Source organism: Campylobacter concisus (assembly GCF_015229965.1).
Taxonomy (GTDB): domain Bacteria; phylum Campylobacterota; class Campylobacteria; order Campylobacterales; family Campylobacteraceae; genus Campylobacter_A; species Campylobacter_A concisus_BD.
In genome coordinates this window covers 17,169-40,242 of sequence record NZ_JAAKZB010000001.1, presented here as the reverse complement: position 1 = coordinate 40,242, position 23,074 = coordinate 17,169, and the positions used below count along the sequence as shown (strand labels likewise).

24 protein-coding genes and 1 tRNA gene are annotated in these 23,074 nt (G+C 37.5%); 12 read left to right on the top strand and 13 right to left on the bottom strand.

What is annotated here, in order from left to right; genetic code table 11:
• Positions 1-8: 8 nt before the first annotated feature.
• From rpsF to rpsR, 3 genes are read left to right on the top strand one after another with little or no spacing between them, the layout of a single operon-like run.
• The gene (gene rpsF / locus G6W43_RS00225) at positions 9-428 is read left to right on the top strand and encodes a 30S ribosomal protein S6 (RefSeq protein WP_012140072.1); all 420 of its coding nucleotides are present in this window, start codon (positions 9-11) and stop codon (positions 426-428) included.
• 13 nt (positions 429-441) lie between these two features.
• Positions 442-969: a single-stranded DNA-binding protein gene (locus G6W43_RS00220; RefSeq protein WP_021087759.1), complete on the top strand. Its 528-nt coding sequence runs from the start codon at positions 442-444 to the stop codon at positions 967-969.
• Between the two features lie 16 nt (positions 970-985).
• Positions 986-1,246: a 30S ribosomal protein S18 gene (gene rpsR, locus G6W43_RS00215; protein WP_087582546.1), complete on the top strand. Its 261-nt coding sequence runs from the start codon at positions 986-988 to the stop codon at positions 1,244-1,246.
• 235 nt (positions 1,247-1,481) lie between these two features.
• Here the strand turns inward: rpsR and mrdA are convergent, their stop codons facing one another.
• The 13 genes from mrdA to G6W43_RS00150 all read right to left on the bottom strand — a co-directional run bounded on the left by mrdA (position 1,482) and on the right by G6W43_RS00150 (position 13,085).
• Complete coding sequence (gene mrdA, locus G6W43_RS00210) at positions 1,482-3,305, bottom strand: penicillin-binding protein 2 (RefSeq protein ID WP_148824832.1); 1,824 nt, start codon at positions 3,303-3,305, stop codon at positions 1,482-1,484.
• Entirely contained in the window at positions 3,302-3,793 is a 492-nt protein-coding gene (locus tag G6W43_RS00205) for a hypothetical protein (RefSeq protein WP_021087205.1), read from the bottom strand. Before G6W43_RS00205 ends, mrdA begins: the two co-directional genes overlap by 4 nt.
• 1 nt (position 3,794) lies before the next feature.
• Positions 3,795-4,406, bottom strand: a complete 612-nt coding sequence (yihA, locus tag G6W43_RS00200) for a ribosome biogenesis GTP-binding protein YihA/YsxC (RefSeq protein WP_194168873.1) — start codon at positions 4,404-4,406, stop codon at positions 3,795-3,797.
• The gene (lptA, locus tag G6W43_RS00195; RefSeq protein WP_103615407.1) at positions 4,403-4,879 is read right to left on the bottom strand and encodes a lipopolysaccharide transport periplasmic protein LptA; all 477 of its coding nucleotides are present in this window, start codon (positions 4,877-4,879) and stop codon (positions 4,403-4,405) included. Before lptA ends, yihA begins: the two co-directional genes overlap by 4 nt.
• Positions 4,852-5,379, bottom strand: a complete 528-nt coding sequence (gene lptC, locus G6W43_RS00190; RefSeq protein WP_021086384.1) for an LPS export ABC transporter periplasmic protein LptC — start codon at positions 5,377-5,379, stop codon at positions 4,852-4,854. The genes lptA and lptC overlap by 28 nt, the downstream gene beginning before the upstream one ends.
• Positions 5,370-5,858, bottom strand: a complete 489-nt coding sequence (locus tag G6W43_RS00185; RefSeq protein WP_004317467.1) for a KdsC family phosphatase — start codon at positions 5,856-5,858, stop codon at positions 5,370-5,372. The genes lptC and G6W43_RS00185 overlap by 10 nt, the downstream gene beginning before the upstream one ends.
• Positions 5,855-6,430: an imidazoleglycerol-phosphate dehydratase HisB gene (gene hisB, locus G6W43_RS00180; protein WP_180997188.1), complete on the bottom strand. Its 576-nt coding sequence runs from the start codon at positions 6,428-6,430 to the stop codon at positions 5,855-5,857. Before hisB ends, G6W43_RS00185 begins: the two co-directional genes overlap by 4 nt.
• Positions 6,431-6,445: 15 nt before the next feature.
• On the bottom strand, positions 6,446-7,306 hold the full coding sequence (locus G6W43_RS00175) for a septal ring lytic transglycosylase RlpA family protein (protein WP_194168872.1): 861 nt from the start codon (positions 7,304-7,306) through the stop codon (positions 6,446-6,448).
• Positions 7,293-8,504 (bottom strand): lytic transglycosylase domain-containing protein, encoded by a 1,212-nt coding sequence (locus G6W43_RS00170; protein ID WP_012140081.1) that lies wholly within the window; start codon positions 8,502-8,504, stop codon positions 7,293-7,295. Before G6W43_RS00170 ends, G6W43_RS00175 begins: the two co-directional genes overlap by 14 nt.
• A gap of 65 nt (positions 8,505-8,569) precedes the next feature.
• A complete protein-coding gene (locus G6W43_RS00165; protein WP_194168871.1) occupies positions 8,570-9,355 on the bottom strand; it encodes a TatD family hydrolase in 786 nt (261 codons plus the stop codon).
• Entirely contained in the window at positions 9,352-10,608 is a 1,257-nt protein-coding gene (locus tag G6W43_RS00160) for a diguanylate cyclase (protein WP_194168870.1), read from the bottom strand. The genes G6W43_RS00165 and G6W43_RS00160 overlap by 4 nt, the downstream gene beginning before the upstream one ends.
• Positions 10,609-10,696: 88 nt before the next feature.
• Positions 10,697-12,217 carry an AAA family ATPase gene (locus G6W43_RS00155; RefSeq protein ID WP_194168869.1) on the bottom strand — a complete coding sequence of 507 codons (1,521 nt, stop codon included), beginning with the start codon at positions 12,215-12,217 and terminating at the stop codon, positions 10,697-10,699.
• Positions 12,210-13,085: an NAD(+) kinase gene (locus G6W43_RS00150; RefSeq protein ID WP_193798961.1), complete on the bottom strand. Its 876-nt coding sequence runs from the start codon at positions 13,083-13,085 to the stop codon at positions 12,210-12,212. The genes G6W43_RS00155 and G6W43_RS00150 overlap by 8 nt, the downstream gene beginning before the upstream one ends.
• A gap of 92 nt (positions 13,086-13,177) precedes the next feature.
• Between G6W43_RS00150 and aspS the strand changes: the two genes are divergently transcribed.
• The 9 genes from aspS to G6W43_RS00105 all read left to right on the top strand — a co-directional run bounded on the left by aspS (position 13,178) and on the right by G6W43_RS00105 (position 23,069).
• Positions 13,178-14,935 (top strand): aspartate--tRNA ligase, encoded by a 1,758-nt coding sequence (gene aspS / locus G6W43_RS00145; RefSeq protein WP_107804800.1) that lies wholly within the window; start codon positions 13,178-13,180, stop codon positions 14,933-14,935.
• 254 nt (positions 14,936-15,189) lie between these two features.
• Positions 15,190-15,759: an adenylate kinase gene (locus tag G6W43_RS00140; protein WP_021092793.1), complete on the top strand. Its 570-nt coding sequence runs from the start codon at positions 15,190-15,192 to the stop codon at positions 15,757-15,759.
• Between the two features lie 112 nt (positions 15,760-15,871).
• Entirely contained in the window at positions 15,872-16,201 is a 330-nt protein-coding gene (locus G6W43_RS00135) for a NirD/YgiW/YdeI family stress tolerance protein (RefSeq protein ID WP_223231546.1), read from the top strand.
• A gap of 68 nt (positions 16,202-16,269) precedes the next feature.
• A complete protein-coding gene (gene ppa / locus G6W43_RS00130) occupies positions 16,270-16,788 on the top strand; it encodes an inorganic diphosphatase (RefSeq protein WP_103596801.1) in 519 nt (172 codons plus the stop codon).
• A 124-nt stretch (positions 16,789-16,912) separates the two neighbouring features.
• A tRNA-Ile gene (locus tag G6W43_RS00125) sits at positions 16,913-16,989 on the top strand.
• 193 nt (positions 16,990-17,182) lie between these two features.
• The gene (locus tag G6W43_RS00120; RefSeq protein ID WP_194168868.1) at positions 17,183-18,436 is read left to right on the top strand and encodes a tyrosine-type recombinase/integrase; all 1,254 of its coding nucleotides are present in this window, start codon (positions 17,183-17,185) and stop codon (positions 18,434-18,436) included.
• 746 nt (positions 18,437-19,182) lie between these two features.
• Positions 19,183-19,461: a TrbC/VirB2 family protein gene (locus G6W43_RS00115; RefSeq protein WP_103568014.1), complete on the top strand. Its 279-nt coding sequence runs from the start codon at positions 19,183-19,185 to the stop codon at positions 19,459-19,461.
• Positions 19,462-19,473: 12 nt separating this feature from the next.
• Positions 19,474-22,263 carry a VirB3 family type IV secretion system protein gene (locus G6W43_RS00110; RefSeq protein WP_194168867.1) on the top strand — a complete coding sequence of 930 codons (2,790 nt, stop codon included), beginning with the start codon at positions 19,474-19,476 and terminating at the stop codon, positions 22,261-22,263.
• An 11-nt stretch (positions 22,264-22,274) separates the two neighbouring features.
• Positions 22,275-23,069 (top strand): type IV secretion system protein, encoded by a 795-nt coding sequence (locus G6W43_RS00105; protein ID WP_194168866.1) that lies wholly within the window; start codon positions 22,275-22,277, stop codon positions 23,067-23,069.
• Positions 23,070-23,074: the final 5 nt, after the last annotated feature.

Below are 23,074 nucleotides of genomic sequence, written 5' to 3'. Positions count from 1 at the left end.
GAGAAAAAATGAAACATTACGAGCTTTTATTTATTCTTAAGCCGACATTGACGGAAGAGGAAGTTAAAGCTAAGGTTGATTTCGTAAAAGAAGTCATAACAAAAAACGGCGGCGAGATCGCTACTGTCATTGAGATGGGTACTAGAAAACTAGCTTATACCATCAAAAAATATGAGCGTGGAACATATTTTGTTATCTACTACAAAGCTCCACCAGCACTTCTTGCAGAGCTTACAAGAAACGTAAGAATCACAGAAGATATCATAAGATTTTTAAGCGTTAAATATGAAAACAAACGCGAAATCGCAGCTTGGGAAAGACTTTGCAAAGGTATCAAGCAAACTATTAAAAAAGAACCTCGCGAGCCAAGAGCACCACGCGAGCCAAGAGTTGAAAAAGTAGACGAGCAAACATTTACAGAAGAATAATCAAGGATAAAAAATGTTCAATAAAGTAGTATTAGTTGGAAATTTAACCAGAGATATAGAGCTTAGATATACTACTAGCGGCGTTGCCATAGGAAATTCTAGTATAGCTGTGACACGCAAAATCACCTCAAATGGGGAAAGAAGAGATGAGACTTGCTTTATTGATATATCATTTTTTGGCAAGAGTGCAGAGATAGCAAACCAATATCTCAACAAGGGATCAAAGCTGCTTATTGAAGGAAGACTCAAATTTGATCAGTGGACCGACAATAACGGACAAAATCGCTCAAAACACTCTATCGCCGTTGAAAGCATGGAAATGCTTGGCTCAAATAACCAAACGCAACAAGGCGGATACTCTATGAATAGCCAAAATAGCGGTGGCTACGGACAGCAAGGCGGATATCAAAATAACCAATATAACCGCCAACAAGAAGCTAGACCGCAAGCTGCTCCGCAAAGAAAGCAAGAGAGTTATTCAGAAGTTCCTGATATAGACGTTGATGCTGATAGCTTCAACAATGAAGAAATACCGTTTTAATTTTAAAGGATAAAAAATGGCAGAAAAAAGAAAATATTCACGCAAATATTGCAAATTTACAGAAGCAAAAATTGATTTTATAGACTACAAAGACACTTCACTTTTAAAGTATTGCTTGTCAGAGAGATTTAAAATCATGCCAAGACGCCTAACTGGCACATCAAAAAGATACCAAGAGATGGTAGAAAAAGCGATCAAAAGAGCTCGCCACGCAGCTATCATACCTTACATAGTTGATCGCAAAGACGTAGCTTCAAATCCTTTTGAAGGTCTATAATCCATAAATTTTAGCCCTATTTTGGGCTAAAATTTTTAAAACTATTTTTACTTACTTCATTACAAATTTAAATGTTTATTTAGTTAATGTCAAAGTTACGAATACATGCCAATCATAAGTTAGCTAATCATTAATTATATTTTTATCTTATAAGAACTATTTTGTAAGGTGGTCACGTTTTGAGAGCAAACAAATACACACAGACATATTTAGTAATTTTTTTTAGAGATAGAATTTATTGTTTTTTATCTTTATCAGTCTGAACTTTATCTAGCTTTATGTATCCCATTTCAACTAGCTTGTTATAAATTTGCGAGATCTTAGGACCAGCCGCACTACCGCCGTGACCGCCGTGCTCGACAACCATCGTGATGACGTATTGTGGGTCCTCAAAAGGCGCATAGGTCGTCATCCACGCGTGAGATCTTTGCAGATACGCCATATCCTCCTCTTTCATACGTTTCTTTTCAGTTTGCGAGATACCAACGACCTGAGCTGTTCCAGTCTTTGCCGCAACCTTTACAAGACTTCCCACAAAGTGCCTATTTGCCGTGCCTCTTGGGTGATTTGCCACCTCATACATCGCATGCCTAATGGCAGGTAGCTGTGACTTCTCAAACGGCGTAAAAGCATCATCTGTTGGCGTAAAATCAACATCCTTGCCATCGATGCTCTTTAAAAAATGTGGCGTCACATTTAGCCCAGTTGCAAGGCCTGCTGTGTATTTAGCTACCTGCATAGGCGTGACTAGAAAATTTCCCTGTCCGATAGAGGTGATGAGCGTCTCGCCTTGAAACCACGCCTTGCCATACTTCCTCATCTTCCACTCCCTACTTGGCAAGGTCCCCACAAATTCATTTGGTAAATCAACCTCTGTTTTTCTACCAAAGCCCATACGCTCAAGTATCGGCACAATGGCGTCTATGCCGATCTTTTGGCTACCCTTGTAAAAGTAGTCATCACAGCTCTCTCTAATTGCCGTGTTCATATTAACCGTGCCATGACCATGCGAGTTCCAGCAGCGAAATTTACGCCCTCCAAGCTCATACGAGCCACTGCAAAAAAAGCTATCATATTTGCTCATGCCATTGTCTAAAAAGGCAAGTGCCATACCCATTTTTACGACAGATCCTGGCGGATAGAGGCCGTTTATCAGCTTATTTGTAAATGGATGATCGACGTTTTTTACAAGCTCCTCCCACTCAGCCTGAGAAATTCCAAGTACAAAAGGATTTAAATCATACTCAGGAAAGCTTCCTGCTGCGATGATGGCGCCATCTTTTAAGCTCATAACTATGACGCTTCCTGCATCCTTACCAAAGACATCAGCGACAAACTGCTGAAGCTCAAGATCGACGGCGAGCTTTATGTTTTGACTTTGTGGCGCTTGATAGCTCACCTGCTCGATCTCCTCATTTAGCGCATTTACCTTGATCTTTTTAAAGCCTTGAATTCCTTGCAATATCGGGTTATAAAAGCGCTCTACGCCGCTTCTGCCAATATAGTTTGTAAGCTTTGTCAAAGGGTCATTTTCCATATCTTTTTGGTTTGCCCTGCCGACATAGCCGATGATGTGAGAAGCTAAGTCGTTGTATGGATAGTGGCGTTTTGAAGCGGGTCTTATCTCTAAATTTTCACGCAGAGAAAGAGGCGCAAAAAATGGCAAAAATTTATCATAATCAACAAATTCGACCACGTTTATGAAGTCTTGGTTGTAAGCTGAGTCGTTTTTGATATATTCATTTTTAAGCTTGGTGACGTTTAGATCACCAAATAGCGAGCCGATATAGGCTAGCTCATCGTCTAAAATTTTCACCTTTTTGTTTGCGCTAAGGTGCGGCCTTACATAGATAGAAAAGCCAAGACGATTGACCGCCATAGGCTTGTCGTGCGCATCAAAGATGATGCCTCTAACTGGCGGGATGTAGATAGTTTTTATCGCATTTTGCTCGGCGATCTCGTTATAGTAGGTGTTAGAATTTACACTTAGGTGGTAAATCCGCCCCAAAAGCATGATCCAAAAAAGAGCGATCACGCCAAAAACGATACGCATCCTCATAGCACTTTGTCCCTAAAAAGCACGATAGCAAGCACACTTTCAAGCGCTATGAAAAATAGATACTCTGCACTAAAAGTCAAATTTGGCTCGTTTAAGACGTAGGCAAAAAGGTTATTTACAAGAAAAGTTAGCACATAGCCAGAGGCGACAAAGATGATGAGCAGGCAGTTTCGCCACTTCATCGTCGTATAGAGCCAGTCTAGCACGAAGTTGTAAAATAGCAAAAATGCAATGATCGTTGAAAAGAGATAAAAACCATGAATTTGCTCGGCAAAGACCAAGAAAACGAGCGAAAAATACCATGAGGGCTTAAACTCATCATACTGCTTTTGCTTTCTTGAATACTCCAAAATCATATATGTAAAAAAAATGCCAATAAGTGGTGGCAAGAAGCCAAACTGCGTAGTTGCGATCTCGTAAGAGAGCAAAAAAATGACCCACCAAAAGCCTTTAAAAATTTTAATGTCTAAGCTGCTTATGGTTTGCATTTTACCTACCAAGAGCGTGGTTTATGATAGCTTCCCGTGCCTTGTCGATGCCGCTTTTGCTGAGTGTCGAGACCAAAATGCCACTTGGGTCAAATTTCATTATCGCACTCTTCTGGCTTTGATTTAGCTTGTCGATTTTTGTGTATAAATTTAAGATTTTCTGATCAGCTCTTAAAAAGCTTTTTAGGTAAGAATCCACGTTCACGTCGATGTCTAGGTCAAAGTGCCTAGCGTCGATTAGATGTATAAAAAGTCTGATGTCGCTTCTAAATTTCAAAAACTCATCTAAATTTTTGCGCCACTCGTCGTGTTTTGACTTTGCCACTTTTGCGTAGCCAAAGCCTGGTAGATCAACCAAGATGAGTTTAAATTTCTCTTTTTCGCTCTCTTCTTTTTCCTCACAAAACTCAGCCTCAAAGAAATTTATAAGCTGTGTTTTGCCAGGAGTCGATGAGCTTTTGGCCAAATTTTTTTGATTTACAAGTGCATTTATGAGGCTGCTTTTACCTACATTTGACCTGCCCAAAAAGACCACCTCGCTTGTCACAAAGCTTGGAGCCTCTTTTATGCTTGGGCTTGAAGTGATAAATTTAGCGCTCAAAGCTCTTATCACTTGGTTTTATCCTCTATTTGAAAGATAAATTTAACCGGCTTTTTCTCGTCGCTATTTACGCTATATGTGCCATCCTTTTGATTGACCACGATCTTATCGCCGTAGACATTTTTATCAGTCTCTACCTCGTGCAAATAGCCGTTGCCAGTTACTGTGTATGTCTGCTTTGCTGGCTCGTATGTTAGCGTATCGCCCTTACCCTCATAGTGCTTATCTTTCATGAAAATTTTAGCCCTAGCATTGCCCGTGGCTACATATTTTACTGGTTGGCGCTTTTTATCAAAATGCACAACGACTTTGTTTGCCTTTAGCTCATCGTATGAGCCTTTTTTGATATTTACATTGCCTACAAACTCGCTGATCTGCTTGTTTTCATCAGCAAAAAAATCGTTTGATGTGATCTCAACTTGCTCTGCATTTAAAAATGTAAAGCCCAAAATCATCGCTAAAATCGCTGCTTTTCTTCTACCCATGCCCTTAACCCTTTTATCTGCGTTTGTTTTTTACCAAGATCGTAGCTGCCACTATCACCTAGTGCTTTGTCGCCGTTTCTAGTGATGGTGAAATTTGCTTCTGATCTTACTATTTTTGTCTTTGTGTTATATATAACTTCATCGCTTTTAAATTTCAAACTATCATTGTTTTCATAGTTTGCATTTTTTTGAAAGATTATCTCATCGTTTTGCGAGATAGCCTTGTCTGAGCTTAGAAAATGTCTTAAATTTCCCCTTAAAATTCTCGCTTTAAAGTCTAAAAATTCATCCCTGTCGCTATATCTGTTTAGCTCGTCACTCTCATAAACTCCGCTTATCTTAGTTGAGTTTATCTCATAATCAACCACATCATTTACCTGCATATTTGATATCTTTGTATCAACCTTTAGCACGTTTGCTAGGTATGGGTCTTGAGCCGCTAAAAATATCATCACTGCACTAAAAATGGCCACGACGAAGTAGAAAATTTTTACAACCAACGCTTAGACCACTCGTCATATAAATTTTCTGATTTTATGATCATCTCGATCATCTCTCTAACAGCGCCATTGCCACCTTTGTGCTTTAGCTTTGTCTTTACATCAAGCTCTTTAATGGCATCTTTTGGCTTAAAGCTCCAAGCAACTGCGTCTAAAATTTTATAGTCATTATAGTCATCGCCGATAGCTGCTGCGTTTTTAAAGCTAAGCCCTTCAAATTTTAATATCTCGCTTGCTACTTCAAATTTATCGCCAACGCCTTGATAGACGTGATTTATCTTTAGATCCTCAGCCCTTCGCTCAACGATAGCCGACTTTCTGCCAGTGATGATAGCCACTTTCTTGCCAAGTTTTAGCCAGCTCTCTATCGCGTAGCCATCTTTTACATCAAAAAATTTAAGCTCTTCGCCGTTTGCATTGTAGATGATCTTGCCATCAGTGAGGCACCCATCAACGTCTAAAAATATAATTTCTATCATAAAACGCCCTTAGTACTTGGAGTGCCGATCCTTGCGTTTTTGGCAAGCGCTCTGCGGAGTGCTACGGCAAATGATTTAAACGTTGCTTCGATGATGTGATGAGTGTTTTTGCCACGAATTTGATTTAGATGAAGAGTGATGGCCGAATTTATAGCAACTGCTCTAAAAAACTCCTCCACAAGCTCAGTGTCAAACTCACCAACTTTGGCATTTTCATTAAAATTTTCATATACGAGGTAAGCTCTGTTGCTAAGATCTAGTGCGCAAAAAACAGCCGCCTCATCCATAACAACGCTCGCCTCGCCAAACCTCTCAACACCGCTTAAAGGATACAAGGCCTCTTTTAAAAGTTGCCCCAAAACTATGCCTACATCCTCGACACTGTGGTGAAAATCCACATGCGTGTCGCCATTGCATGAAATTTCAAGATCGAGCAAAGAGTGTTTTGTAAATGCCTCAAGCATATGGTCAAAAAAGCCAATGCCTGTGCTTATCTTTGCAATCCCAGAGCCGTAAATTTTGAGCTTCATTGAAATTTGCGTCTCTTTTGTGTTTCTAGTTAGTTCTAAAATTTCCTCTCTCACGCCCTAACCTCTTACTATAAATGCACCTTGGAATTTACCGCTTCTTGCGTAATCCCTAGCCTCGTCCTCGCTTCTAAAGCCATTTAAAAATACCCTATAAATGGTTGAGCCATCTATCGTAAATGTCTTAACGACTGATCTATAACCATCTATGCTTTTATGCTCTCTTTGGTATCTGTTTGCGCCTTCAAGGTTTTTAAACGAGCCAATTTGTACCATAAAATCTCCACCCACAACGCGTTGCTCTGATGAGATCACGATGCCGCCAACTGGGGCCGTTGGAGAGACTGGATTTGGCACTTTTATGCCAGTGCTTGTTGGTTTTGTTGGTTGTGCGCTAGCGGTTGTAACGGCATTGATGTCTTCATTAAAGCCGATAACCTCCATACTAACTGGAGCTGTGCCAGTGCCGATGACATCAAGCTTCATTGCAGCTGCTTTTGAAAGGTCAAGCACCCTGTCAGCCACAAAAGGTCCTCTATCATTTACGCGCACGATGACGCTTTTTTGATTTCTTAAATTTGTTACTTTAAGTATTGTATTCATCGGCAAAGTTTTATGCGCCGCAGTCATATTATACATATTATAAACTTCGCCATTAGATGTTGTTTTGCCGTGAAAATTTGGACCATACCAGCTTGCCGTTCCGCTAGCTTTATCGCCGACACTTACGACGGTTGGATAGTAGGTTTTGCCGTTTATCGTGTATGGTCTCATTGTTGCTTTTTGAACTGAGGCGGAGTTGTTGCCTCTTACATTAGTTGGGCCAATTGGAGTAAATGGAGCCCCACTCCAAGAACAACCAGTGATTAGAAGTGTAAAACTTAGTCCTAAGTAGAAATTTAGGCTCTTACGGTATGACAATATTTGCTCCGACATTTAAATTTGAACTAGCCAAAGAATTTGCATCTTTTATATCTTTTTCACTTACATTAAATTTCTTTGATAAAGATGCGATCGTATCGCCTGTTTGAACTACATAGTTGTGAGATTTGTTTTGAGTAGAAAAAGGGATGATTAGTTTTTGATTATAGCTTACTGCATTTGTGCTAAGCTCGTTGTAGTCCTTGATCGCTCTGTGGCTAACGCCTGTTTTTTTAGAGATAGAGAGCAAGGTCTCGCCTTTTTTTACTGTATATGCATAGAAGTTATTTTTGCCATTAAATGGTTTGAAATTATCTGAGAAAAGTTGCTTTTTATTTTCAGGGATATAAACGTAATAATCTTTTAAAGTTGGAGGAGTAAATACAAATTTTAAATGTGGGTTATTGCTTTTCATCTTTTTTGTGCTAAGACCGATGCTGTCGCCTATCTGAGCTAAATTTGTACCGCCTGGCACTTTTACTTTCGTAAGTCTTAATCCGCCATTTATGTTTAGTAAAGACGACTCTTTAGATATCAAAAAGTCCGCATCTTTTGCAATATATGCCGCTCTTAAAATTTTAATGATAAAATTTCTAGTCTCAGCTGGGAGGTATTTTTTCTCAGCATCAAGAAGTGTTACAAGATCGTCTGTGCCAGCTTTTTGTATAGCTTTTTTTAACGCACCATCGCCGCAGTTATATGCCATTGCTGCCAAGTACCATTTGCCAAATTGATTTTTCAGTGATCTTAGATAGTTTGTAGCGGCTACAGTTGATTCGACTGGATCTTTTCTCTCATCGGTGTATTGTCCTACTTTTAGGCCGTGAATTTTAGCTGTTTGCTCCATAAATTGCCACATACCAGTAGCTTTAGCATTTGAGACAGTGTGATTTGAAAAGCCTGACTCTATCATCGCTAGGTAGAAAAATGACTCAGGTACGCCTGATTTTTTGATCTGCTCTTTAATCATTGGTATATACATATAGCCATTTTTCAAGGCATCTGTAAATGTTCTTACCTGTGAGTTTTGTATGCCTTGTCTCATCTTTGCATAGTGAGAAGTTTTCATAAAGCTAGCATCGATGTCTAGCTCTTTTAAAATTTTAACCTGAGTGTCATAAGAGCTCTTCTCAGGGGCGTTTGCTAGTAGCAAGGTACTACATGCAAATAATAAAAATATCTTAAGCATTGCTTTCATTTCTATCCTTTTTCGTGTCAAAGCTTAATGATGCTAGCATCTTAAGCAAGCACAATGCCCAAAATTTAGGCAAAGCACTTAAATAACCTTTTGGCATTATCTGAAGTCGTTTTACAAACTACTTCAAATTCAAGGTTTAAAATTTCAGCTATCTTTTTAGCAACAAATGTCGTAAACGCCGGCTCATTTCTCTTGCCGCGATTTGGTTCTGGCGTGAGATAAGGGGCGTCAGTCTCTATCAATACCCTATCAAAAGGAATTTTTGGCAGAATTTCAACTAAATTCTTAGCGTTTTTAAATGTCAAAACGCCACCTATACCAAAATAAAAATTCCCAAATTTGCAAAGCTCCAAAAGAAGTGGCGAGGCATTATAACAATGCAAAACTGCCCCAGCTTCAAGCTTTGGCGCATACTCTTTTAAGATGTTAAAAGAGTCCTCATTAGCCTCTCTAATATGGAGGATAACGGGTTTTTTTAACTCAACTGCCAAATTTAGTTGAGCTAAAAAAACACGTTTTTGATCCGCTTTTTCTCTTAGCTTTTCTTCTTCATCTTTTGGCAAGCGGTAGTAGTCAAGCCCACATTCGCCGATAGCCACGCACTTTTTGTCTTTGGCAAATTCTCTTAAAGTTTCAATATCAAAATTTTCTTTATCATATGGATGAACTCCAACGGCAAAGAAAATATCATTTTTTTCGTGCGCTATTTTAGCCGCTTTTGGTAAATCATTAATATCAGCTCCAGGGATAATAAAGCCTTTTAGCCCTAAATTTCTGGCTTCAGATAAAATTTGCTCTAGGTCAAAATCATAAACTTTACTATCCAAATGGCAATGCGTATCTATAATCATAAAGCTATTTCTACCCTATTTCTACCATTTTCTTTTGCGACATAAAGCGCTGAGTCGCAAGCTTCAAGCATATCATCTATCTCGCAGTGACCTTTTCCAAAAGATATGCCGATAGAGACGGTCACTCTTACGATCTTATCTTTTATGATTACCTCATTTTCAGCCACTTTTGCTCTTAAATTTACAAAAAATTTAATTGCCTCCTCTTTTGCTATCTTTTTAAGAACGACACAAAATTCCTCGCCACCAAACCTAGCGATCACATCTCTTCCTTTTGTGTTGTCAGTTAGTATCTTTGCGAGTGATTTTAGTATCTTGTCGCCACCATCATGTCCGTATGTATCATTTATCTTTTTAAAGTGATCTATATCAAGCATAGCAAACGCATAAGGCTCATCAAGCTCTTCAGCTGCTTGGACGTACTCTTCTATATCTTGATAGAAAAATCTTCTATTGTAAGCGCCAGTTAAAAAGTCGCGGTTGGCAAAATTTGCTATCTTATTTATATTCTCCATCGCCTCAATGGTGTTATTTACACGGCAAATGAGCTCTTCTTTTGAAAATGGCTTTGCTATAAAGTCGCTAGCTCCATTTTTTAAAAATATCGAAGCATCAGTCTTTTCGCTAGGAGATGTCATCACGATCACACCAAGGTGGTTTTTATCTTTCTCTTTTCTCACCTCTTTTAAGACCTCTAAACCATCTTTAACAGGCATTCTATAGTCAGTTATGATTAAATTTATATCAGGATTATCAGCAAAATAGCTCATCGCCTCTTCGCCGTGAGCCGCTGCTAAAACCTTAAACTGAAGGCTAGTTAAGATTTTTTTTATCATATTTCTAAAAGGCAATGAGTCCTCAACGACTAGAACTTTATATTGTCTATTTTTGCTTAGTCTGTTTATCATTTGAAAGATGTAGTTGATATCATCCATGTTGCCCTTATAGACGTAATCAACTATGTCTTTGTTTATAAAAAATTCTTTCGTCTTATCATCGATGCTACCAGTTAAAACGATAGCACAGAGCCCTTGAGCAAGGACATAATCAACGATCTCACCATTTGGTGCGTCAGGTAAATTTAGATCCAAGATAGTCATAAAATAATCTTTGCCGTGCTCGCTAATTAGCATCTGGGCTTCGGCAAAATCGTACGCAACGTCGATCGCCATATCCTCAATGCTCTTTTCCATCTGCATGACGATTAGCTTAGCAAGTGCCTTATTATCATCAACTACTAGAATTCTTTCCATATTATTCCTGTGATTTTTTATTAAATTAGCTCGGATTTTAACAAATAAACCTAATCACAAAGCTTAAATTTAAAACTTAAATTTCAAGCTATTTTAAAAGTCCTTTTGCGAAATTTATCGCCTCTTCGCTGATATGCTCACCGCTTATCATACGCGCAAGCTCATTTACACGCTCCTCTTTGTCAAGCTCTCTTACGACTGAGCTCTCACCGTGGCGCTCTACCAAAAAGTGCGAATTTGCCTTTGAGCTAAGCTGCGGCTGGTGCGAAATGGCAAAAATTTGATAGAAATTTGCAAGTTTAAGCAAGACATTTGCGATACTCATCGCCTCTTTTCCACTTAAATTTGCATCTATCTCGTCTAAAATGATGACATCACCGCCCGTTTTTGTGATCTCACTAGATGCGGCTATAAAAGCTAACCTTAGGCGGTTTAGCTCGCCTGAGCTTAAATTTTTAAGTGAGGTCTCGTTTAAATTTAGACAAATTTCATCAGCGCCTAAAATATCAAGCTTTTTGCCCTCGATCCTTAGCGTAATATCTGGCATATAAAGCTCTTTTAGGTATAAATTTATCATCGTCTCAAGCTCTTTTAAATTTACACTCCTTGCCTTGCTTAAAGTGCTGGCTAGCTCATTTGCCTTTTTGCTTAAAATTTCAAATTTCTTCTCAAGCTCGCTCTTTTCAAAGCTTAAATTTTCATATCTAGCAAGCTCTTTTTCCTTTTTATCAAGCGCTTCTAACGCCTCCTCCTCGCTGCCATAGCGCCTAATGATGGCATTAAGAGCTTCTATCCTATCAAGCACGCTCTCCACGTCGATATCGTCAAGCTCCTCCATATTTAGGCTATCACGCGCAACTCTTAGCTCGTTCATCGCATCTTCAAAAAAGCCACTATCAAGGTCGCTGATACTTAGCGCCTCATTTACGCTGTGCTCTAGCTCAAATATCCGCTCAGCCCTAGCCCACGCCTCATTTATCTTATCTTTTTTGCTAAGCCTTTTTTTAGTCTCCATAAGCTCTTCAAACTCGCCTTTTTTAGGTCCAACACTTCTTATCTTCTCGATCTCAAAGCTGGCAAGCTCCTTTAGCTCCTCGACCTTTTTCTCTTCCTCTTTGATAGTGGCTAGCTCTTTTGAAATTTTAGAAAATTCTAAAAACGCCTCTTCAAATTCTTGTTTTATCTCTTTAAATTTCTCATTTTTTGAAATTTCAAGCCTGTCAAGCAAATTTAGAAATTTCTCATTTTCAAATTCATTTGCCTCTTTTGCCGAGAGATATTTGATGTGCTCGCGCGCCACTTGGGCTAAATTTCTCTTTGAGATGGCTTGTTGGTTTATAAAATACCTCGTGCTCTTATCTTTTAAAAGCTTGAAAATATTGACCTCTTCGTTTTCTATGCCAAACTCATCAAGCTCAAATTTATGCTCAACGTCAGCTTCTATTAGCCTTGCCTCGCTATCTTTTAGCCCAAAAACAGCCATTATAGCACTCATCAGCACCGACTTACCAGCGCCGCTAACGCCCGTAAATACGCTAAGACCCTCTTTGAAATTTAGCTCGACATTTTTAAAATTTAGATAATCCTTAATCAAAATTCGATCAATCATTATAACCCCAGTGAAGTTTCTCTTTTAAAATTTGAAAATAATCCCTGCCAATATGGCGTATCAGCCTCGCTTTTTTATCGCTCAGACTCATGCTGACGGCTGAAATTTTACTCATATCAAAGCGGTCTTGGCCGTCTATTACTAAAATGGCGTCGCTATTTGTTCTAAATTTGACCGTGTGGTTTTTTGTAAGCACGACTGGACGCTGCGTGAGCGAGTGCGAGCAGATGGGAGTTAGCGCAAAGACCTCACTTAGTGGATATATGATAGGACCATTTGCGCTCATATTATATGCCGTTGTTCCTGCTGGTGTCGCCACTATGACGCCGTCTCCAAAATATGAGTTAAAATACTTTTCATTTAAAAGTGCCTCGATATGCGTCATTGAACCGCCATTTTTACTAACGATGACCGCGTCGTTAAATGCTATCTTTTTCTCAGTTTTGCCATCATTTTTATGAAGCGTCACATCAAGCATAAAAGGCGTTTCTACCTCAAATTTATCATCAAAAAAGTCTTTAAAAAACTTCTCACTCTCATTTATCGTGATATCTGTCAAAAAGCCTAGCCTGCCAGCGTGTATGCCAAGGATGAGTGGCGAGATGTGAGCTAGCTTTCTGCAAGTTGAGATGATCGTGCCATCACCGCCAAGCGTGATAAGAAATTCACACTCTTTGGCTAGTTTTATCAGCTCAAAGCCACTTTTTTCTACCTGTTTTGCACAGTTTTTTTCAAGCAAAATTTCTGCGTTATACTTTTTTAAAATTTTTTCTAGCTTTGCTAAATCCTGCTTAAATAATGGGTAATCTTTCGCGATAAGTCCCACTTTTTTGGCATTTGTGGTATTAAATTTTTGTTCATTTTTCATAGAAATGATTGTAACATATTTTATTTTAACAAAGCTTTTCAAAAGAAAAAAGCGATTATAATTGCCTAAAAAACATTGCAAAGGAGCATTTTATGCGAAGTCATTATTGCACCGATCTTAGCAAAGCTGATATCGGCAAAGAAGTAATACTTTGTGGCTGGGCAAACACATATAGAGACCACGGTGGCGTCGTTTTCATCGATTTAAGAGACGTTAGCGGGCTTATACAACTAGTTTGCGACCCTGCTGACAGCAAAGAAGCACACGACGTGGCTGCAAAAGTAAGAGATGAATATGTCTTAAAAGCAAAAGGAAAAGTAAGAGCTAGAGGCGAAGGACTAACCAATCCAAAGCTAAAAACTGGCGAGATAGAGGTGATAGTAAGCGAGCTCATCATCGAAAATCCAAGCGAGCCACTACCATTTATGATAGGTGATGAGAGTGTAAATGAGGACATCAGGCTAAAATACCGCTTTTTAGACCTTAGAAGCGAGCGTTTGCAAAATATCTTTAAAATGCGTTCTCGCGCAGCGATCGCAGCTAGAAACAGCCTAGATAAAATGGGCTTTATCGAGTTTGAAACTCCAGTTTTAACACGCGCAACTCCAGAAGGTGCGAGAGACTATCTAGTGCCAAGCCGCGTGTATCCAGGCCAATTTTACGCGCTCCCGCAAAGCCCACAGCTATTTAAACAACTTTTGATGTGTTCTGGCTTTGATAAGTATTTTCAGATAGCAAAATGCTTCCGCGACGAGGACTTAAGGGCTGATCGCCAACCAGAATTTACTCAAATAGATATCGAAATGAGCTTTGTTGAGCAAGAAGATATCATAAATATGGCTGAGACAATGCTAAAAGATATCTTTAAAGCCTGCGGGCACGACATCAAAACGCCATTTAGACGTATGAGCTACAAAGAAGCGACCGAGACTTACGGCTCAGACAAGCCTGATCTTAGATATGATCTAAAAATGATCGATGTGATCGATATTTTCGAGCGCTCAAGCAATGAAATTTTTAGCGGGATCGCAAAAGATAAGAAGAAAAACCGCATAAAAGCGCTAAAAGTGCCAAATGGTGACAACATCTTTAGTAAGCGCGAGATGAATAGATTTGAGGAATTTGTACGTAAATTTGGCGCACAAGGTCTTGGCTACTTCCAGATGAAAGAAGATGGTTTAAAGGGCCCGCTTTGCAAATTTTTCGAGCAAAGCGATCTTGACGAGATCGTCTCAAGATGTGAGCTAAAAGTTGGCGATGTAGTATTTTTTGGTGCTGGTAAGAAAAAGATCGTGCTTGATTATATGGGACGATTTAGAATTTTCCTAGCTGAGCAAATGGACATCATCGATCAAAACAGACTTGAGTTTTTATGGGTGCTTGACTTCCCAATGTTTGAGCAAAATGACGATGGTAGCTACTCTGCGATGCACCATCCATTTACAATGCCAAAAAATATAGATGAGCCTGATCTTGAAGATATCCTATCTATCGCTCACGACGTCGTACTAAACGGCTTTGAGCTTGGTGGCGGAAGTATAAGAATTCACAAAAATGACATCCAACAAAAGGTCTTTAAGCTTCTTGGCATAGATGAAGCCGAGCAGCGTGAGAAATTTGGCTTCTTGCTTGATGCCTTGACATTTGGCGCGCCTCCACATGGCGGTATCGCGATCGGCTTTGACAGGCTAAATATGCTTGTAAATAAAGCAAGCTCAATCCGTGACGTCATAGCCTTCCCTAAAACACAACGCGCTCAGTGCCCACTCACAAAGGCGCCAAGCTACGCTAGCAACGAACAGCTTAGGGAGCTAGGGCTAAGGATAAGAGAAAAAGAGCAAAAGGCTTAAAATTTGCCTTTAAAAAGAGATGGAATTTTGTCTTTAAATATTTTTCTTAGACAAAATTCCATCCTAAATTTAAATTTATAAAAAGATGCCTCCAACTTGGCGGCTAATTAAATCAAAACTTGCCTAAGTAGTTTGAGATGATTTTTGTGGTTGCGACGTAAAATTTTGCGCAGATAGAACACTTAGTTCATCAAGCTAAATTTTACTAGCTCCGCAAAAAGCGCTCAAAAGACAAAGGCAATAAAAGGGAAAAAATGAAAAATTTATTTTTAATCATCGGCGCTCCAGGCAGCGGCAAAACAACAGACGCATCGATCATTGCACAGCAAGATGAGAAATTTGCACACTTTTCAACTGGCGATCTTTTAAGAGCTGAAGTCGCAAGTGGTAGCGAGCTTGGCAAACTGATAGACGGCTTTATCTCAAAAGGAAATTTGGTCCCACTTGACGTTGTCGTAAATGCGATCGTCTCAGCTATCAAAAGCTCAAATAAATCAAACATCATAATCGACGGCTACCCAAGAAGCGTTGAGCAAATGACCGAGCTTGACAAAGTCTTAAGCGAGCAAGATGAAATTTCTCTAAAAGGTGTCATCGAAGTGGATGTTAGTGAGGACGTGGCAAGGGCTAGAGTACTTGGCCGTGCAAGAGGTGCTGACGACAATAACGAAGTCTTTAACAACCGCATGAAAGTCTATCTTGATCCGATCAAACCTATCCGCAAATTTTACAGCGAAAAAGAGCTACTTCACGTGGTAAATGGCGAGCGTGGCATAGACGAGATCGTAGCTGACATCAAAAATTTACTAGCTAAACTTATATAATTCACAGACCTTGCATCAAAAGGTGCAAGGTTTTAAAACTTACCATTTATTAACACCAAAAATGTAATATCCTTTAAATTTAACAATCAACCAAAAAGGATAAAATGAAAAAATCTTCATCGCTTCACTGGCTGCTAGCATCGCAATGGCTGGAGGCTTTGTCTCAAATCACAAAAGCGAAAATGCTATAAGCGTAAAAGAGGCTTTAAAACTAAATGATGACGCAAAAGTCGTGCTTGAGGGCAAGATAAAGTCACACATCAAATCAGATAAGTATGAATTTGCCGATAAAAATGGCGATGTCATCGTTGTTGAGATAGGCGACAAAAAATGGGGCAGCATAACAGCCAACGAAGATACACCTTTAAGGATAAGAGGCGAGGTGGATAAAGACCTTACAAAAACAAAGATCGACGTAGATAGCGTAGAGGTTGTAAGGTAGTTAAATTTACGAGTATTTAATGCAAAAAATACTAAAATCACGAAAATTTCTAATAAAAGGACAAATATATGGACGTTTCAAAGATCAAATTTGGCTCAAACCCAGACAAAGTCAATGCCGTAATCGAAATACCTTATGGCTCAAATATCAAATATGAGATCGACAAAGATAGCGGTGCAGTCGTAGTTGATCGCGTGCTTTACTCAGCGATGTTCTACCCAGCAAACTACGGCTTTGTGCCAAACACACTTGCAGCCGACGGCGATCCAGCTGATATTTTGGTGCTAAACGAGTATCCACTCCAAGCTGGTAGCGTCATCCCTTGCCGCTTGATAGGCGTTTTGGTGATGGAGGATGAAGCAGGTATGGATGAGAAGCTTTTGGCTGTGCCAGTTACAAAGATCGATCCAAGATATGAGGCGATAAAAAGCTACGAAGATTTGCCAACTGCGACACTAAATAAGATCAAAAATTTCTTTGAAACTTATAAAATTCTTGAGCCAAACAAATGGGTTAAAGTGAAAGAATTTAAAGACGCAAACGCTGCAAAAGAGATTTTAGACGCTGCGATAAAAAATTATAAATAATTTATAAGCCCTATTTTAGGGCTTTTTCTTTTTAAATTTGTTCGTTTTTATACGCCATATTAAAAAGGCTATTTTTATATTTAGATAAGCTTTTTCTTGTATAATACGATTTTCTTTCAACTGTGGGTTCATAGCTCAGTTGGTTAGAGCATCCGGCTCATAACCGGATGGTCCCAGGTTCGAGTCCTGGTGAACCCACCATTTTATGTTTTTTATAATTCTTTATACTTCTTTTTAATTCTTTTTATTTCTTTATAATTCCGATTTCATGGGCTAAAAGTAGCTATCTAATTCTTTTTACTTCTTTTTTATATACAATTACTTCCAGATAATTCTAGTTACATATAAGGTAATTCTTACTGCATAAAGGTAACTTTTAAAAAAGGAGTAAAAGATGCCAAGAGTTTCTACCGCAAATTTGTTTGATAAAGATATAAGGGCAATGTTGCCAGCCAATAAAGTATATAAAAAAGCTGTGGGCAATCCAAAAGAACTTTATATAAAAGTGTATCCAAGTGGTATGAAAACATTTTTTATACAATATAAAAACACTACACATTTTAAGTTGAAAGAGTTTAGGGAGGGAATTTACTCAGTTGCTGAGGCAAGAAGAGATGCGATAGAAATTATAAGAAAATTTGAAAGTGGTTTTGTAAGATCCAAAGATAAATATCGAATTTCAGAGCTATTTGATAGATATATTGACAAAAAAGAGAAAATAGACCAGCTAGATAAGATTTATATAGATAAAATTAAATCTAGGATAAAAAAATACATCTTGCCTAAATTTGGTAATGTTGATATTAAAGATATAAATTTTAATGATATAAAAACTATATTAACACCATTATTTAATCCGTATAATCCAAAGAAATCAAGACTTGAGACTATACACAGAATTATAAATACGCTAAATTCGCTATATGAAAATGCCATTAAAGATAGATATATAGATTATAACCCTTGCAAGGCTTTACACGATGAATTTCCAACTTCCAACAGCTTTAGCCTTAGAAATGGCATCGACACAAGATACCCAGCTATTACAGATGAAAATGAGTTAAAAGAGTTTTTGACTGATTTACGAAATGACAGCAAATTAGATCTACAAGTCAAAAGAGCCGTAATGCTCCAAATTTTATGCGTTAATCGTCCCATTAACACAGTAAGTGCTGAGTGGAAAGATATAGATCTTAAAAAAGGAATTTGGACTATTCCGCCTATCCAAATGAAAATGAGGCATGCACACCAAATTACACTCTCAAAGCAAGCTTTATCAGTTTTACTAGAACAAAAACAATATACACCATTAGAAAGTAATTTTGTATTTCCGTCTCTTACAAAAACAGGTCATATTAACAGAGACAGCATTAGTAATGCCATAAGAAATATAGGCGGCAGAGAGAAATATAATTCTAAAGCTTCTGCTCATGGTTTTAGAGCCACGTTTAAAACAATTTGTTCTTTACATCTTACGGATCTGGCACAATTGGGTATAAGCGAAAAAACAATAGAAAATGCTCTAGCGCACACAGAAAGCAATGCAGTTAAATATGCTTACGAAAGACAGACAGCAACTATTGATCAAAATAGAATTTTAATGCAATGGTATGCAGATTACCTAAACAATCTAGTTCAATTTATTTAAAGTTAATATCTTAAAGTCATACGATATAAAACATTAGTAAAAGGTTCGGTTTTTTAAAAATTTATATCGTTTTTTTAATGCTATTTCATCGGTTTTTTACTGGTTTTTTAATACAGCTTAAAAAACCGATAAAGCCCTTTAAATCGCCATTTACATAGCTATTTTTTTCGGTTTTTTAACTTTTTCAGCGCGTGTATGAGAAAACTTAAATCGTTTCTAGGCTCGGTAATAACGATATTTTAAAGCATTACAAAAGTAAAAATTCATGTTTTTATTTAAGGTAAAAAACCTATTTTAAGACCATTTTTTGTTTAAAAAGAGGTATTTTTATCTAAATTCTCTTAAGAATATAAAAATTTCTTTCGGTTTTTTACTGGTTTTTTAATTTAAAAAAGTCTATTTTTAGGTGCTTAGAGAGCATTTAAGCAAAAAATATATTACTAAAAGATAAAAAATACTTTGAAATATCGTCTTGATGGGTTTTTTATCGGTTTTTTAGTGCTTTGCAAAATCATAAAATCAAAATTTCAAAAAATTAGCTATGCTCTAGGATGATGAATTGTAGGCTACTGATAAAAAATTGATTAGAGTTTTCATATTTTTATATCATTTTATTCAAAAATATGTTACACTTGCGTGTCAATATTTAAAAGGAGACATAAAATGACAAACAACATTTCCGCTCTAATCGTCGAGAGAGAGAGAGAGAGAATAAAAATCGCTTTCTAAAATCTAGCTCTACTTCAATCTCATATTTCAAGCAGTTTTCTGCTTTTCTGTTTTTATTTTTTTTCCCAAATTTTCTATTTGCTGCTGGTGGAACTGGTCTAACCAAAGTTGACAACTTTTTTTCAACTGTGAATGGTTGGTTAAGTGCTGCTGGTGTTCTGATTATGACTGGTGCAATCATGGTCGCAGGCTACAAAGTAATGTTCGGTGGTCAAGCAATTAGGGAAGTTACACCTATAGTTCTTGGTGGTATTCTTATTGGCGGTGCAGCTATGATTGCTGGCATGCTTCTTTAAAAGATACTCTCAATGTTAACTCCTGAGCCTATCTTTAAAGCTTTGACACGCCCTCCTATGGTATTTGGTGTTCCTATGGTGCCGTTTATGATTATGGCACTTAGTTGGGCTTTATTCGCAATTTTCGCCAAAGTGCTATTTGGAAACGAATATTTGCTTTTAGCGGCTATGATAATTCCTACCACCTTTGTTTTCCAATTTTTAGTCAAAAAAGACGATATGGCGTTTAGGCTTTGGGGGTTGAAACTTAGATTTTTTAGATCCCCTGCCATTAATAAATTTTATAATGGTCGGAAAAGCTATATGGCGAATTCGACATATACCAAGCAATCTATGCGCAATTTCTATCCAAGACTTAGCGTTGTTGGACTAAGTGAATTTGCAAATTTAGAGAATTTAATTCCGTATCAAACATATATAAATAATGTTGTCATCACAAAAGATAGAGATTATTTAGCCACATGGCGAGTTGATGGTATAGCTTTTGAAGTAGAAGATGACGAATTAATAGATCTTGCGAAAAACAAGCTTAATATGCTTGTTAGGCAATTCGCTGGTGAAAATATTAGTTTTTATTTTCACAATGCTAGAATTAATACACAAGTTGGCTTGAACGATTATTTTTCAAATGAATTTTTAAAAAGTTTCTCAAAAAAGTATTATGAGATTTTTAGCTCTGAAAATTTAAAGGAAAACAGGCTATATCTAACTGCGATATATTCACCATTTAGTAAGGCTGAGAAACTACACTTTAGAAATCAAAACATAGATGCCAAAAAGAAACAGATCAAAGCTCATTTGAAAAGTTTTCACCAAAAATGCATAACTATTGAACAAAATTTAAACCATTTTAAGCCACATAGACTTGGCATATATGAGCAAGATGGTGTAATTTTTAGCTCTCAACTAGAATTTTACAACTATTTGATAGGTGGTAAATTTACAAAAGTTCGTGTTCCAAATGCACCCCTAGACTTTTATCTTAATGGTAACTTAAATGAAATTTTTCCTTCACAGCATACTTTACAGCTAAATTATAATGATGGAACTAAGAAATTCGTAAAAGCAATTGAATTAAAAGACTATCCAAATGTAAGTTTTAGTGGAATATTTGATAGTCTAATGTATGCTAATGTCGAATATACCATAACTCAAAGCTTTACGCCACTTTCAAAAAAAGAGGCGAGAGATGAGCTTACAAAGCAACAAAAAAGATTAGTAGCAGCAGAAGATGATGCATTAAGTCAAATTGCAGAACTTGGCACAGCTCTAGACGAATTACAAAATGACATAATCTTTGGAGAGTATCACTTTTCTATTGTCATATACGCTGATACACAAAACGAGTGCGAGCACATTGCAAACCAAATTGCGGTCGTATTGCAAGACTTAGGATTTTTAGCAACACAAGCCAATATAGCTCTAGAAGCTACATATTTTGCGCAGCTTCCAGCAAATTTCACGCTACGCCCTAGGCTTCACACCATTTCGAGTAAAAATTTTGCTAGTTTTGTAGCACTTCACAACTTTCCACGAGGAAAACAATATGGCAATCCATGGGGAGATGCCATTGCAATATTGCAAACGCCAAATGCGCAGCCATATTTTTTTAACATACACCAAACAATTTTTGACAAAGACGAATTTGGTAAAAACGATGTTTTAGCAAATACCTTCGTTTTAGGTCAAAGCGGTGGAGGCAAAACTGTTTTAATGAATTTCACACTAAATATGCTCTGTAAATTTAATGAGCCAGATACTTTTGCAGAAAACACTCCAAAAGAAAAACGTAAGGCTACCTATTTCTATTTAGACAAGGATAAAGGAGCTATCGGCAATATAATTGCCATTGGCGGAAAGTATTTAACCATAACAAGTGGAGAACCGACTGGATTTAATCCTTTTAGTTGTGACGCAACACCTGAAAATATACGTCGCTTGAAGGTTCTCTTAAAAATGTTAGCCACCAAAGGCAATCAAAATAATTTAATGCTAACAACTAGAGAAGAAGAGCAACTCAATCTAGCAGTAGATAGCGTCATGAGACTGGAAAAAAGCGAAAGAACTCATGGCATCAGTAGGGTTTGGCAATTGCTTCAAGAAGGCGAAAATGAGTCAAATTCCTTAAAATCTAGATTGATGGCTTGGACTATCGGTAATGAATTTGGATGGGTATTCGACAATGAAATGGATACTTTAGATTTTAGCGACGAGAGTATTCTTGTGTATGGTATAGACGGCACAACGATCTTAAAAGACGATGAAATTTCTCCATATGTTGCATATTATATTCTTTGGCGAATTATCGATATGGTTGATGGACGCAGGTTTGGCTTATTTATCGATGAAGCATGGGATTGGCTCAAAAATCCAGTAGTGTCAAAAGAGGTCTTCAACAAGGAAAAAACCATTAGAAAAGAAAACGGCTTTTTATTTCTTGGCACTCAAAGTGTCGAAGATATCGCAAAATCTAGCATTGGCACAGCAATCATGGAACAAAGCGAAACAGTGTTGTTACTAAGTAATCCAAAAGCAAAAGAAACTGATTTTTGCGGTTCCTTGGGTATGAGTGAAGCAGAATATCAATTCGTTAAAACAACAGATCCAGAGAAATATGAATTTTTAATACGAAAAGGCGTTGATTATAGGGCGATTGCCAAGATCAATCTATCGCATCTAGGAAACATGATAAAAGTTTTATCAACAGCGAAAGTCTATGTTGATGAAATAACAAATATTAATGCCTTGGATATCAGTCGTGAAGAAAAATACCAACTCATCAAAAAATTATATAAATTTTAAGGAGAAGACATATGAAAAATAGTCTCGTTTATAGAGCAAAGAAAGCTTCAGTTATGGCTATTTCTGTAGCAATTCTATCATCTAATCTATTAGCCTCTGGTATTCCAGTAGTTGATGGTGCTGCTATAGCCCAAAATCAAGCAACATTTACCATGGAGTGGATGCAAACGCTGAAGGACTACGCTGAAAAAGTCAAAGTATGGGGAGAAGAAGCTTCACATAGAGTCCAAGAAGTTAAAAAATGGGCTGATGAAAGAGTGCAATGGGCAAATGACCTATATACCAAAACAGGCATTAGGGATATTGTCAATTTCACAAAAGAAATGAACGAACTTTATAATGAAGTCTACGATACTGGTTATTCAATATATACACAAGCAACAGGTTTTAGTCTCGATAGCTTTGATGAAAGGGCATGGGATTTGTTTTTAAAATTTGGTGGAACAGACCAATGTTCATCAATAAGTGATATTACGCATAGAAATATCTGCAAAAAGAATACTACAAGTGCTTTTAAAGAATTTGAAGTCGTAAATAGACAATTTGATCGTCTTAAGCACGAAATTAACGATCTCGACAAAATAAGCAAAGAAGTAGCTAGAAATAAAGGTAAACAAGAGGATCTAAAAGGTTCTATAGATACTTCAAATCAAATAGCCCTATTGCGTGCTCGGCAAGAAAATAACTGGCGTGCCTATCAAAGAGACATGGATCAGTTAGAAAACGAAAGAAAAAGATTACAAGACGCAGAGTTTAAGATGACTAAAGATAGGCAGCGAGCGGCATTTAAAATTTTACAAAAATAGGCTCA